Origin of the sequence: Enterobacter sp. EC_50 (assembly GCF_019584525.1) — a bacterium.
GTDB classification, from domain to species: Bacteria; Pseudomonadota; Gammaproteobacteria; order Enterobacterales; family Enterobacteriaceae; genus Enterobacter; species Enterobacter roggenkampii.
The window spans coordinates 137092-151345 of record NZ_VDAF01000005.1; the positions used below are offsets into that span (position 1 = coordinate 137092).

Genomic DNA, 14254 nt, shown 5'->3' on the forward strand with positions numbered 1-14254 from the left:
AATTTTTACCATATTAATTTTAAGCAGTGAAAATTATCATCAAAAACCAGGACGACGATCATACTTTTTCGAAATGACTGGCATCCTTCCCCCGCTTTCCGCCACACTAGTCGCAGAGAAACGCATTAAGGATCGAGCATGTCAGACCATGAAAACCTGCTGCTGAAGCTACGCCAGGAGGCTTCCGGGTACAGCCCAACACAACAAAAACTCGGTGAGTTTGTTCTCAGCGATCCTGCCCGGGTGCTCTACCTGACGATCACCGAACTGGCGCGCGAGAGCCACACCAGCGAGGCCAGCGTGACGCGTCTTTGCCGCACGCTGGGCTGCAAGGGCTATAACGAATTTAAAATGGCGCTTGCGCTGGATATTCAGCAGGGCCAGCCCGCGCGTCAGGCGGGGGATGAGATTGATAACGTCGTGGATGAGTCGGTGCAGGCTTTGCAGGACACCGCCAGGCTCCTTGACCGCACGCTGCTTGAAAAGGCCGCGCTGGCGCTGCATCAGGCGCAGTCGGTGCAGATTTATGGCGTTGCAGCCAGCGCGATCCTCGGGGAGTATCTGCACTACAAGCTGTTGCGGCTGGGCAAACCCGCACAGCTGTTTAGCGATATGCACCGCGCGGCAATGAATGCGACAACGCTTTCGTCAGAAACCCTGGTGGTGGCAATCTCCAGTTCCGGCTCAACGCGGGATCTACTCCATGTAGTGAAGCTTGCCCGCAAACGCGGCGTTAAGGTTCTGGCACTCAGCAATACGCCTCGCAGCCCGCTGGCGTCCCTGAGCGACATGCAGCTGGTGGCCGCCAAGCCAGAGGGGCCGCTTAGCGCGGGCGCGCTCAATGCCAAAGTTGGGGTCATGCTGCTGGTCGAACTGCTGACCACGTCCATGATTGCGCTGGATGGCCGTTACGGCGACGTTAGCCAGCAAACGGCCAGCGCCACGCTTCCTCTGTTACTCTAAAAACCCTTCGCAGGCTAAATAAAATAGCCTGCGCTTAATGTCGCCTGATTTAAGTTAAGTGGTGTTTAAATCATTTATCCGGTAAATGTTTGGTGTAACAAAGTATTATATTTATTACATTTAGAATTAAGTTCATCATCCGATGAGTATCACAAAAAGAACTTTAAAATCATCATGTTGAAATATTCATTTTAATAAATTGAATTTTCACCCTGCCTGTAATGTCCAATATCTCCACCCGAATTCCTTTCCTTAAAATAAGCTTAAGATGCTGTCTATTTCGGCGTTTTATTATTTAAATGCCGTTTACTTTTGCACGCCTACAATCCGCCTCATCAATCATAATGAGACGGTATTAATGAAGATGTTAATGATTACAGGCGTGACGGGGTTTCTGGGCGGTGCAGTACTGGAAAAAATTCTGACCAGCGATCAATCCGTAAAACTGCTTTTGCTCGCGCGTGCCAGCGATCCGCAGAGCGGGCTGGAGCGCGTGCTGGAGAACATGCGCAAGTTCAACGTTCCTGAGAACAAACTGGCCACTCTGAGCGTGGACAATATTCTCATTGGCGATCTCAGCCAGCCTGAAGCCTTCCTGAACGATCCGCGTCTGGACCAGGTCACGCATGTCGTCAACTGTGCAGCTGTTGCCTCATTTGGTAACAACCCGCTCATCTGGAAGGTCAACGTGGAAGGAACGCTGGCACTGGCGCGCCGCATGGAGCAGGTTTCAACGCTACAACGCTTCCTCCACGTGGGCACGGCAATGTCATGTACGCCGGAGCAGGATTCCCTGGTCGCCGAAAGCGCCGAATTCAGAGAGAATGCTGAACACCTGGTGGAATACACGTTTTCGAAGTCAACCATCGAACAGCTGATGCGCCAGGAATGTCCGAACCTGCCGTTGCTCATCGCGCGTCCGTCCATCGTTGTCGGCCATACCCGCCACGGCTGCACGCCCTCGAGCAGTATTTTCTGGGTCTTCAGCATGGGCCTGATGCTGCAGAAGTTTATGTGCTCGATGGAGGACCGGATCGACGTTGTCCCGGTGGATTATTGCGCCGACGCGCTGTTAATGCTGCTCAACAGCAACGCGCGTCCGGGGGAAGTGGTACACATTTCGGCCGGAGAAGAGAACAGCGTTCGCTTTGCGGATATTGATAATGCGATGGCGCAGGCGCTGGAGAAAGCCCCCGTCGGAGATAAATATGCCCAGGTCAGCTACGAAACGCTGGTCAGAATGCGCCGTGAACTGAAAACGATTTTTGGCCCGTGCAACGAACGTCTGATGCTGAGAGCCATGCGGTTATACGGCGCGTTTGCCACGCTTAACGTGCGCTTCAGCAACGATAAGCTGCTGAGCATGGGGATGCCGAAGCCACCCCGGTTTACGGATTATATTGCCCGCTGCGTGCAAACCACCCGGGGGCTGACCATTCCGGAGCAAATGGCGGTCGATTTTAAATAGCCAAAAAAAATGCCAGTCATTCGACTGGCATTTTCATGTTAAAGCTTAGGCGATTACGCCTGGCCTTTGATCTCTTTACGACCGTTGTATGGTGCTTTTTCGCCCAGCGCTTCTTCGATACGAATCAGCTGGTTGTATTTAGCAACACGGTCAGAACGGCTCATAGAACCCGTTTTGATCTGGCCAGCAGCGGTACCCACAGCCAGGTCAGCAATGGTCGCGTCTTCAGTTTCGCCAGAACGGTGAGAGATAACCGCGGTGTAGCCAGCGTCTTTCGCCATTTTGATCGCAGCCAGCGTTTCGGTCAGGGAACCGATCTGGTTGAATTTGATCAGGATGGAGTTAACGATGCCTTTCTCGATACCTTCTTTCAGGATCTTGGTGTTGGTTACGAACAGGTCGTCACCCACCAGCTGGATTTTGTCGCCCAGTACTTTAGTCTGGTATGCGAAGCCAGCCCAGTCAGACTCGTCCAGACCGTCTTCGATAGACACGATTGGGTACTGTTTGGTCAGGTCTTCCAGGAAGTGAGTAAACTCTTCGGAGGTGAACGCTTTGTTGCCTTCGCCAGCCAGAACGTATTTACCGTCTTTGTAGAATTCAGATGCTGCACAGTCCATCGCCAGGGTGATGTCTTTGCCCAGCTCGTAGCCCGCTGCTTTTACCGCTTCAGCGATAACAGCCAGTGCTTCTGCGTTAGAACCCAGGTTTGGCGCATAGCCACCTTCGTCACCCACAGCCGTGTTCATACCTTTAGCTTTCAGAACTTTAGCCAGGTTGTGGAACACTTCAGAACCCATACGTACTGCTTCTTTCAGGGATTTCGCGCCAACTGGCTGAATCATGAATTCCTGAATATCAACGTTGTTGTCTGCGTGCTCACCACCGTTGATGATGTTCATCATTGGTACAGGCATGGAGTATTTGCCTGGGGTGCCGTTCAGTTCAGCGATGTGCTCGAACAGTGGCATACCTTTAGCCGCCGCAGCCGCTTTGGCGTTCGCCAGGGAAACGGCCAGGATTGCGTTCGCACCGAAGTTAGATTTGTTTTCAGTACCGTCCAGATCGATCATGATCTTGTCGATGCCAGCCTGATCTTTGGCATCTTTGCCAACGATAGCCTGAGCAATAGGACCGTTAACAGCGCCAACCGCTTTCAGTACGCCTTTGCCCATGAAACGGGATTTGTCGCCATCACGCAGTTCCAGCGCTTCGCGGGAACCGGTAGAAGCACCTGATGGAGCAGCTGCCATACCGACGAAACCACCTTCCAGATGAACTTCGGCTTCAACGGTCGGGTTACCACGGGAGTCGATGATTTCACGACCGATGACTTTAACGATTTTGGACATTAGATTTTCCTCAGTACAAGTTAAACTAAAACTCCAGACAAACAACGCGTACCAAAGGTACGCGTTGCCGTTCTAACTTTTTTTACTTCGCCTGACGCTTCTGGTAGTCGCTGGCGGCCTTCACGAAGCCTGCAAACAGCGGATGCCCGTCACGTGGCGTTGAAGTAAATTCCGGGTGGAACTGGCAGGCGACAAACCACGGATGGTTTGGCACTTCGATGATCTCGACTAACTGATCATCCCCGGAGCGGCCCGCAACACGCAGACCCGCAGCTTCAATTTGTTTCAACAGCATGTTGTTGACTTCATAGCGGTGACGATGGCGCTCGGTGATGACCGGCTCGCCGTAAAGCTTGCGAACCACGCTATCGTCAGTCAGCTGGCAGGCCTGTGCGCCGAGACGCATAGTGCCACCCAGATCGCTCTTCTCGGTACGGACTTCGACGTTACCGTCTTCATCACGCCATTCAGTGATAAGCGCCACAACAGGGTACTTACAGTCTGGCACAAATTCCGTAGAGTTCGCGTTTTCCATTCCCGCTACGTTGCGCGCAAATTCGATCAGCGCAACCTGCATACCCAGACAGATGCCGAGGTATGGAATATTGTTTTCACGCGCATAACGCGCGGTGGCGATCTTGCCTTCTACACCACGGTAGCCAAAGCCGCCAGGGATAAGGATAGCATCCAGATCTTTCAGGATTTCAACGCCACGCGTTTCAACATCCTGCGAATCAATCAGCTTGATGTTCACGGAGACACGGTTCTTCAGACCACCGTGTTTCAGCGCTTCGATCACGGACTTATAGGCATCCGGCAGCTCGATGTACTTGCCGACCATACCGATAGTCACTTCGCCTGCCGGGTTGGCTTCTTCGTAAATAACCTGTTCCCATTCAGACAGGTTAGCTTCCGGACAGTTCAAGCTGAATCGTTTACAAATATAATCGTCCAGACCCTGTGATTTCAACAGGCCCGGGATTTTATAAATGGAATCGACATCTTTCATTGAAATAACGGCTTTTTCAGGCACGTTACAGAACAATGCAATTTTCGCACGTTCGTTCGCCGGAATGGCGCGATCGGAACGGCAAACCAGGATGTCAGGCTGAATACCAATAGAGAGCAGCTCTTTAACAGAGTGCTGGGTCGGTTTGGTTTTCACTTCACCTGCCGCCGCCATGTAAGGCACCAGCGTCAGGTGCATGAACAGCGCGTGTTCACGACCAATGTCTACCGCCAGCTGACGAATCGCTTCGAGGAACGGCAGGGATTCGATATCACCCACGGTACCGCCGATTTCAACCAGCACAACGTCATGTCCTTCGCCACCGGCAAGGACACGCTCTTTGATGGCGTTGGTGATGTGTGGGATAACCTGCACGGTCGCGCCCAGATAGTCACCACGGCGCTCTTTACGCAGAACGTCAGAGTAGATGCGGCCAGTCGTGAAGTTATTACGACGGGTCATTTTGGTACGAATGAAACGCTCGTAGTGGCCAAGATCCAGATCGGTTTCAGCGCCGTCTTCAGTAACGAACACTTCCCCGTGTTGGGTTGGGCTCATGGTGCCAGGATCGACGTTGATGTACGGATCCAGTTTCATCATGGTCACATTGAGGCCACGGGCTTCAAGAATGGCTGCGAGGGAGGCTGCGGCAATGCCTTTACCCAGAGAGGATACGACCCCGCCGGTCACAAAAATATAGTTCGTTGTCATGCTGAACCTGAGAAGTTAGGGTGAAACGATGGAATAACCAGGACGGGAAAGTAGTATACCCGAACACGGCGAGCGCCACAAACTTTCATTCTCCGTCTCCATTCCAGGCCATGACAAACATAAGGAGTGAGAAAATAGCCCCTTTTGGGTAAATGTTTTTGACGCAAATCAAGCGCTTGTCATTTAAAAAATCACACAAATTGCGCTTGATCGCAAAATTTCGTTAGAGATCAGATTCCTGGCGCTTTACTTCCTGCCAGACTTCTTCCATCGCGTCGAGGTCAATACCGCTCATTTCCAGGCCTCGCGAGGCGACAATCCGCTCCACTTCGCGAAAGCGGCGTTCGAACTTAAGGTTGGCTTTTTGCAGCGCCGTTTCCGCTTTTACACCCAGGTGGCGAGAAAGGTTGACGGTCGCAAACAGCAGATCGCCCATCTCTTCCTCAAGCTTTGCTTCATCCACCACCGCCTGCTGCGCTTCGTGCATCACCTCGTCAATCTCTTCGTGCACTTTATCCAGCACCGGGCCGAGTGAGGTCCAGTCAAACCCCACGGCGGAGCAGCGTTTCTGGATTTTGTGCGCGCGCATCAGCGCGGGCAGGCTCAGCGGAATGTCGTCCAGCGCGGAGTGCTGGGATTTTTCTGCCCGCTCGGCGCTCTTGATCTGCTCCCAGCGGGCCAGGACTTCGGTGCTGGTTCCTGCGGTAGCGTCACCGAAAATATGGGGATGACGGCGCTCAAGCTTGTCGCTGATGGCAGCGCAGATATCGTCAAAGTTAAAGCGCCCCTCTTCCTGCGCCATCTGCGCGTAGAACACAACCTGGAAAAGCAGATCGCCCAGCTCGCCGCGCAGGTCGTCAAAATCTTCACGGGAAATGGCGTCCAGCACCTCGTAGGTCTCTTCAAGGGTGTACGGGGCGATGGTGGCGAAAGTCTGCTCTTTGTCCCACGGGCAGCCGTTTTCCGGGTCGCGCAGGCGTTTCATGATGCCGAGCAGGCGGTCGATTTGAGTCATAATACTGTCCTGATGAAAAATGCCGGGTGGCGGCGTTGCCTTACCCGGCCTACGGAAGAGGATGTTTAGCCGCCGTGCAGACGACGCGCGTCAATCACATCCGGCACCTGGTTCAGCTTGCCAAGCACGCGGCCCAGCACCTGCAGGTTATAGATTTCGATGGTCATATCGATGGTGGCAAGCTGCTCGCGGGTATCGCTGCGGCTGGCGACGCCCAGCACGTTGACCTTCTCGTTGGCGAGAATGGTCGTAATGTCGCGCAGCAGGCCGCTGCGGTCGTTGGCGGTGACGCGCACCACCAGCGAGTAGCCGGCGGAGTAGCTCTCGCCCCAGACCGCTTCCACGATGCGCTCCGGCGCATGGGACTGCAGCTCGGCAAGCTGGTCGCAGTCGGAACGATGAATCGAAATTCCGCGCCCCTGAGTGATAAAGCCGACGATATCGTCGCCTGGAATTGGCTGACAGCAGCGGGCAATGTGGTGCATCAGGTTACCGACACCTTCGACCACCACGCGGCCGTTGTCTTTGCTGCGCTGCTGCGGCGCGTAAGTTTTCTGCTGCAGTTGCTTCAGCGCCGCCGCGTCCTGCTCTTCCGCGCTTGGCTTATTGAACTGCGCCTGCAGGAAGTTCACCATCTGATTCAGACGAATATCACCGCCGCCAATCGCCGCTAACAGCTCATCAAGCTCGTTGAAGTTGTAGCGCGGCAGCAGGAATTTCTCCGCCTCTTTCAGGCTGATCCCGATATGCTCCAGCTCGTCGTCAAGGATCTGGCGGCCGGCAAGGATATTCTTGTCTCGATCCTGTTTGCGGAACCAGGCGTGAATCTTCGAGCGCCCGCGGCTGGTGGTGACATACCCCAGGTTCGGGTTAAGCCAGTCCCGGCTCGGGTTCGGCTGCTTCTGGGTAATGATTTCAATCTGGTCGCCCATCTGCAGCTGATAGGTGAACGGTACGATACGCCCGCCAATTTTCGCCCCGATGCAGCGGTGCCCGACATCGCTATGGATGTGGTAGGCAAAATCGAGCGGCGTAGAGCCGGCCGGCAGGTCGACAACGTCCCCTTTCGGGGTAAAGACGTAGACGCGATCGTCAAAGACCTGGCTGCGCACTTCGTCGAGCATCTCGCCGGAATCGGCCATCTCTTCCTGCCACGCAATCAGCTTACGCAGCCAGGCAATGCGGTCTTCGTGGCCTGAACGCGCCCCGCCGGACGTGCCTTCTTTGTATTTCCAGTGCGCGGCAACGCCCAGCTCGGCGTCCTCGTGCATCTGTTTGGTGCGGATCTGAATCTCGACCGTTTTACCGCCAGGGCCAAGCACCACGGTATGGATTGACTGATAGCCGTTCGGTTTGGGGTTGGCGACATAGTCGTCGAACTCATCGGGCAGATGACGGAAGTGCGTGTGCACTATCCCCAGCGCGGCGTAGCAGTCCTGCAGACGCTCCGCCACGATACGCACGGCGCGCACGTCAAACAGCTCGTCGAAGGCGAGGTGTTTCTTCTGCATTTTGCGCCAGATGCTGTAGATGTGCTTTGGTCGACCGTAGACTTCGGCGCGCACGTTCTCTTCTTTCATCGCCTGGCGCAGTCCGCCGACAAATTCCTCGATATAGTGCTCGCGATCGATACGGCGCTCGTGCAGGAGTTTGGCAATCCGTTTGTATTCCGCCGGGTGCAGATAGCGGAAGCAGTAATCTTCCAGCTCCCACTTCAGCTGACCAATCCCCAGCCGGTTCGCCAGCGGCGCATAGATGTTTGTACACTCTTTGGCAGCCAGCACGCGCTCGTCTTCCGGCGCATCCTTCACCTCTCGCAGATGGGCAATACGCTCGGCCAGCTTGATGACCACGCAGCGGAAATCATCCACCATGGCCAGCAGCATCCGGCGAACGTTATCGACCTGCTCTGAGGAGACAGAATCCGTATGCGCGGCTTTGAGCTGACGAATGGCTGCCATATCGCGCACGCCGTGGATCAGCGCGACGACGGATTTTCCGACGCTGTCGCGCAGCACGTCTTCGCTGACCACGTCCGCATCCGCGAGGGGGAAGAGCAGCGCGGCCTGCAGCGTTTCGATGTCCATGTTCAGCATGGACAGGATTTCAACCATCTCCACGCCGCGCCACAGGAGAAGATCGGCGTCGGGATGCCCCTGCGTGGTGCGCAGACAATAGGCCCAGGTTTCGGTTAAGCGTTCACACGACTGCTGGCTGGAAATTCCCAGACTTGCGATCCATTTTTGTGGGTCAAACTCCCCAGCTTTATTGAGATGTGCACTTCTTACCGCAACCATTGTCCTCTCCTTTAGGGACCAGGGCCTGTCGAAGTCGACAAGCCAAACAAATTAGATGTGCTCGAACAACACCATCGATTCCAGATGCCCAGTGTGCGGGAACATGTCCAGCATTGCCAGACGCTGAATCTGGTAACCCGCGCTGAGCAGTGCCTCGCTGTCCCGGGCAAGCGTTGCCGGGTTACAGGAAACATAGACCACACGCTTTGGCGCGAGTTTAATAATATGTGCCATCACGCCCGGGGCACCGGCACGTGCCGGGTCGAGCAAAATTTTATCAAAGCCCTGCTTTGCCCACGGCTGTTGGGTGACATCGTCCTCAAGATTTTGATGAAAGAATGTCACATTTTGCAAGCCGTTCTGCCGCGCGTTTCCCTGCCCTTTCGCCACCAGCGCCTCAACGCCTTCCACACCGACGACGCTGGCCGCTTCTTGCGCCAGCGGCAGCGTGAAGTTGCCCATTCCGCAGAACAGATCGAGCACCCGGTCGCTTTTCTGAACGTCCAGCCACGCCAGCGCTTTCGCCACCATCTGCTGGTTAACGCCATCATTCACCTGAATGAAATCCCGCGGGCTGAACGTTAAGCGTAGCCCGTTTGACGCATACCAGGGCGCCTCACCGGTAACCTGTTCAAGTATCTCGCTTTGTGGTGCAAGGAAAAGCGCCAGGTCGTGGGAATGCGAAAAGCGTTCCAGTTTTTCGCGATCTTTCTTCGACAACGGCGCGGTATGGCGCAGCACCATCAGCGGGCCATTGTTTGCCATGACCAGTTCGACGTGCCCAAGATGGCGTACGCCGTCCAGCCCGGAAAGGCAGATGCGCACTTCCGGAAGCAATGCCTCAAGATGGGGCACCAAAATGGGGCACTGCTTCACGTCAACGATGTCGCTGGAGCCGGCCTTGCGAAACCCCATCTCCAGCCGCTCCGTTTTTGGCTGATAGCTGAGGCTCAGGCGCGCGCGACGACGATAGCCCCAGGGCTCATCGGCAACAATTTCGTTAACGTCATGTTTGAGCAGACGCGCCAGCGCGCGGCTTTTGCTTTTTTGCTGTAATTCTGTGCTCGCATGCTGTTGCTGGCAGCCGCCGCACACGCCAAAATGGGGGCAGCGGGGTGCCACACGCTCCGGGCTATCGCTGAGGCGACGCTTAACCTGCCCGCGCGCAAACTGGCGTTTATCTTCCGTCAGCGTAATTTCTGCTCGTTCTGCTGGCAGTAAACCTGTTATAAACAGAGCCTTACCATTGTGGCGTGCCACTCCCTGGCCAAACGGATCGAGGTCCGTGGCCTCAACAGTGATGATTTGACGCGTCGTCACGCGTCGCTTTGCAGAGTAGAATTGCGCCATCGCCGAGATTTTTCTCACATAACCATAATTATCTTAATTGTCCCATAACGGAACGCCATGACCAACTACAGCCTGCGCGCGCGCATGATGATTTTGATCCTCGCCCCCACCGTTCTTATCGGTTTGCTGCTGAGTATCTTCTTTGTGGTGCACCGCTATAACGATTTGCAGCGACAGCTGGAAGATGCAGGTGCCAGTATTATCGAACCGCTTGCCGTCTCCAGCGAGTACGGCATGAACCTGCAAAACCGCGAATCCATTGGGCAGTTAATCAGCGTACTCCACCGTCGTCACTCGGATATCGTACGCGCCATTTCCGTTTACGACGAACATAACCGCCTGTTTGTGACCTCAAACTTTCATCTCGATCCGGCAGCACTGAAGATCCCGGACGGTACGCCGTTCCCGCGCCACCTCACCGTATTGCGGCGCGGCGATATCATGATCCTGCGCACGCCGATCGTGTCGGAAAGCTATTCCCCCGATGAGTCTGCGCAGTCCGACGCCAAATCCAGCAATAATATGCTGGGATATGTGGCGCTGGAGCTGGATCTCAAGTCGGTCCGGCTACAGCAGTACAAAGAGATCTTCATTTCCGGCGTGATGATGCTGTTCTGCATCGGCATTGCGCTGATCTTCGGCTGGCGCCTGATGCGCGACGTGACGGGTCCCATCCGCAACATGGTTAACACGGTTGACCGCATCCGCCGGGGACAGCTCGACAGCCGTGTGGAAGGGTTTATGCTGGGCGAGCTGGACATGCTGAAAAACGGCATCAACTCGATGGCGATGTCGCTGGCGGCCTATCACGAAGAGATGCAGCACAACGTTGACCAGGCGACGTCCGACCTGCGCGAAACGCTGGAGCAGATGGAGATCCAGAACGTTGAGCTGGATCTGGCGAAAAAGCGCGCTCAGGAAGCGGCGCGTATTAAATCGGAATTCCTTGCCAATATGTCGCACGAGCTGCGCACGCCGCTCAATGGCGTGATCGGCTTTACCCGTCTGACCCTGAAAAGCGAGCTCAACCCCACTCAGCGGGATCACCTGCATACCATTGAACGCTCGGCCAACAACCTGCTGGCGATCATTAACGACGTGCTGGACTTCTCCAAGCTGGAAGCGGGCAAGCTGATCCTCGAGAGTATCCCCTTCCCGCTGCGCAGCACGCTGGATGAAGTGGTGACGCTGCTCGCGCACTCGTCGCACGACAAAGGCCTGGAGCTGACGCTTAACATTAAAAACGACGTGCCGGATAACGTTATTGGCGATCCGCTGCGCCTGCAGCAGGTCATAACCAACCTTGTCGGGAATGCCATTAAGTTCACCGAAAGCGGTAATATCGACATCCTGGTAGAGAAACGCTCGATCAGCAGCAATAAGGTCCAGATTGAAGTCCAGATCCGCGATACCGGCATCGGTATTCCGGAGCGCGACCAGTCGCGTCTGTTCCAGGCGTTCCGTCAGGCGGACGCCAGCATCTCCCGCCGTCATGGCGGTACCGGTCTGGGGCTGGTGATCACCCAGCGCCTGGTGAACGAGATGGGCGGCGATATCTCTTTCCACAGCCAGCCAAACCGCGGTTCAACCTTCTGGTTCCACATTAATCTGGACCTTAATCCGAACGTGCTGACCGATGGCCCGGTGACGGACTGCCTGAAAGGCAAGCGTCTGGCCTACGTTGAGCCTAACGCGGCGGCGGCGCAGTGTACGCTCGACATCTTAAGCACCACGCCGCTGGAGGTGGTCTACAGCCCCACCTTCTCGGCGCTTGCCGTAGAGCATTACGATATTCTGCTGATGGGCATTCCGGTCACCTTCACCGGCGAGTTGACCATGCAGCAGGAGCGCCTGGCGAAAGCCGCGTCGATGACCGACTACCTGCTGCTGGCGCTGCCGTGCCATGGGCAGCTCAACGCGGAAGAACTGAAAAACGACGGCGCGGCCGCGTGCCTTTTGAAACCACTGACCGCAACCCGTTTGCTGCCAGCCCTCACGGAATATTGCCGTCTTAGCCAGCATGCCATTCCGCTGATTAACGATGAGCAAAAATTGCCGATGAGCGTGATGGCGGTGGATGATAATCCGGCCAACCTGAAGCTCATTGGCGCATTGCTTGAGGACCAGGTTCAGCATGTGGAGCTGTGCACCAGCGGCGCGCAGGCGGTTGAACAGGCTAAGCAGATGCAGTTCGATTTAATCCTGATGGATATTCAGATGCCGGGCATGGACGGCATCCGGGCCTGCGAGCTGATCCACCAGTTGCCGCATCAGCAGCAAACGCCGGTTATTGCTGTCACCGCGCACGCGATGGCGGGCCAGAAGGAGAAGCTGCTGAGCGCCGGGATGAATGACTATCTGGCAAAGCCCATCGATGAAGAGAAACTTCATAGCCTGCTGTTGCGCTACAAGCCGGGTCATATTGGCGGAACGTACACGGTTTCCAGCGAGCAGGCTGAGATAAGCGTTAATCAGAACGCCACCTTTGACTGGCAGCTCGCGCTGCGCCAGGCGGCAGGTAAACCCGATTTGGCCCGCGACATGCTGCAAATGCTGGTCGCGTTTCTGCCGGAAATTCGCAACAAGGTGGAAGAGCAGCTGGTGGGTGAAAACCCGGAAGATCTGCTGGACGCAATCCACAAGCTGCACGGCAGCTGCGGGTACAGCGGCGTACCGCGGCTGAAAAACCTCTGTCAGTTGCTGGAGCAGCAGCTGCGTGCGGGCACGCCGGAATCGGAGCTTGAACCGGAGTTCCTGGAGCTGCTGGATGAAATGGATAACGTGACGCGCGAAGCGATGAAGGTGTTGGGGAGCTGAGGTAAAAGCCCGGTGGCGCTACGCTTGCCGGGCCTACAGGTGCACTAACGTAGGCCGGGTAAGGCGAAGCCGCCACCCGGCAATCACAGCTAAAATGCCTGCCCCACTTTCAGCACCGCCGCGATATTCCTTGCGGCCATCCTGACGTTCTCGCCGGCATTTTCCAGCGCGTCTTCCAGCGTGCAAATGGTGTAGATCACGCTAAACACGGCATCAATGCCGTGATCGTGTACCACGCCAACGTCCGCCGTCAGGCTGCCTGCAATGCCAATAACGGGTTTGTTAAAGCGTTTTGCCACCTTCGCCACCCCCACCGGGACTTTGCCGTGGATCGTCTGGCTGTCAATGCGGCCTTCCCCCGTGATCACCAGATCCGCATCGGCCACCTGGTCGGCCAGGTGTAGCGCATCGGTCACGATCTCAATGCCCTGGCGCAGCTGCGCGCCGCAAAAGGCGTAGAGCGCCGCGCCCATGCCCCCCGCCGCGCCGCCGCCAGCAAGGTTCAGTACGTCGATATCCAGATCCCGGACAATGACGCTCGCATAGTGCGCAAGCGCGTTGTCCAGGGTGACGATCATCTCGGGTGTGGCGCCCTTCTGCGGGCCGAATACCGCTGACGCGCCATCCTTCCCGGTAAGCGGATTGGTTACATCGCAGGCCACCTCAATCCGGCATTCCACCAGACGCTTGTCCAGCCCGCTCAGGTCGATACGCGCGAGTTTTCCCAGCTCGCCCCCGCCCTGCCCAAGAGGCTGTTCATTGTCGTCCAGCAGCTTCGCCCCCAGCGCCTGCACCATCCCTGCGCCGCCGTCGTTGGTAGCGCTGCCGCCAATGCCAATAATAATATGCTTAACGCCCGCATCCAGCGCGTGACGAATCAGTTCGCCCGTGCCCCAGGAGGTGGTTTTCAGCGGATTACGCTGCGAAGGCGCAACCCGCTCCAGGCCGCTTGCCGCCGCCATTTCAATAAAGGCGCTCTGCTTATCACCGGACAAGCCATAAAACCCCTCCACGCGCTCGCCCAGCGGGCCGGTCACCGGAACATGTACAATGCTTCCCTGCGTTGCCGCGATCATCGCCTCAACCGTCCCTTCGCCACCGTCCGCGACCGGCAGCTTCACGTAAACCGCCTCGGGAAAGATCTCGCGAAAACCACGCTCTATCGCTGTCGCAACCTCAAGCGCACTCAAACTTTCCTTATACGAGTCCGGTGCGATAACAATTTTCATAAGCCATCCTTACGCATAGTCGTTACGTTAAGCATACACCACG

9 protein-coding genes are annotated in these 14254 nt (G+C 56.0%); 3 read left to right on the forward strand and 6 right to left on the reverse strand.

Going from position 1 to position 14254, the window contains the following annotated elements; genetic code table 11:
• Positions 1–138 precede the first annotated feature (138 nt).
• On the forward strand, positions 139–963 hold the full coding sequence (locus tag FHC48_RS06285; RefSeq protein ID WP_008499624.1) for a MurR/RpiR family transcriptional regulator: 825 nt from the start codon (positions 139–141) through the stop codon (positions 961–963).
• A 358-nt stretch (positions 964–1321) separates the two neighbouring features.
• The gene (locus tag FHC48_RS06290; RefSeq protein WP_032653198.1) at positions 1322–2431 is read left to right on the forward strand and encodes an SDR family oxidoreductase; all 1110 of its coding nucleotides are present in this window, start codon (positions 1322–1324) and stop codon (positions 2429–2431) included.
• Positions 2432–2484: 53 nt separating this feature from the next.
• Here the strand turns inward: FHC48_RS06290 and eno are convergent, their stop codons facing one another.
• The 5 genes from eno to rlmD form a co-directional block, all read right to left on the reverse strand.
• Positions 2485–3783, reverse strand: a complete 1299-nt coding sequence (gene eno / locus FHC48_RS06295) for a phosphopyruvate hydratase (RefSeq protein WP_003862715.1) — start codon at positions 3781–3783, stop codon at positions 2485–2487.
• Positions 3784–3865: 82 nt separating this feature from the next.
• Positions 3866–5503 carry a glutamine hydrolyzing CTP synthase gene (gene pyrG, locus FHC48_RS06300; RefSeq protein WP_008499626.1) on the reverse strand — a complete coding sequence of 546 codons (1638 nt, stop codon included), beginning with the start codon at positions 5501–5503 and terminating at the stop codon, positions 3866–3868.
• Between the two features lie 223 nt (positions 5504–5726).
• The gene (gene mazG, locus FHC48_RS06305; protein WP_008499627.1) at positions 5727–6518 is read right to left on the reverse strand and encodes a nucleoside triphosphate pyrophosphohydrolase; all 792 of its coding nucleotides are present in this window, start codon (positions 6516–6518) and stop codon (positions 5727–5729) included.
• Between the two features lie 65 nt (positions 6519–6583).
• The gene (gene relA / locus FHC48_RS06310; protein WP_008499628.1) at positions 6584–8815 is read right to left on the reverse strand and encodes a GTP diphosphokinase; all 2232 of its coding nucleotides are present in this window, start codon (positions 8813–8815) and stop codon (positions 6584–6586) included.
• Positions 8816–8866: 51 nt separating this feature from the next.
• Positions 8867–10165, reverse strand: a complete 1299-nt coding sequence (rlmD, locus tag FHC48_RS06315) for a 23S rRNA (uracil(1939)-C(5))-methyltransferase RlmD (protein WP_059362085.1) — start codon at positions 10163–10165, stop codon at positions 8867–8869.
• Between the two features lie 57 nt (positions 10166–10222).
• Here rlmD and barA point away from each other — a divergent pair, with 57 nt between their 5' ends.
• Positions 10223–12982: a two-component sensor histidine kinase BarA gene (gene barA, locus FHC48_RS06320; protein ID WP_119312221.1), complete on the forward strand. Its 2760-nt coding sequence runs from the start codon at positions 10223–10225 to the stop codon at positions 12980–12982.
• Positions 12983–13071: 89 nt separating this feature from the next.
• On the opposite strand, the gene FHC48_RS06325 is transcribed toward barA, so the two are convergent.
• Positions 13072–14211: a glycerate kinase gene (locus tag FHC48_RS06325; RefSeq protein WP_039265523.1), complete on the reverse strand. Its 1140-nt coding sequence runs from the start codon at positions 14209–14211 to the stop codon at positions 13072–13074.
• Positions 14212–14254: the final 43 nt, after the last annotated feature.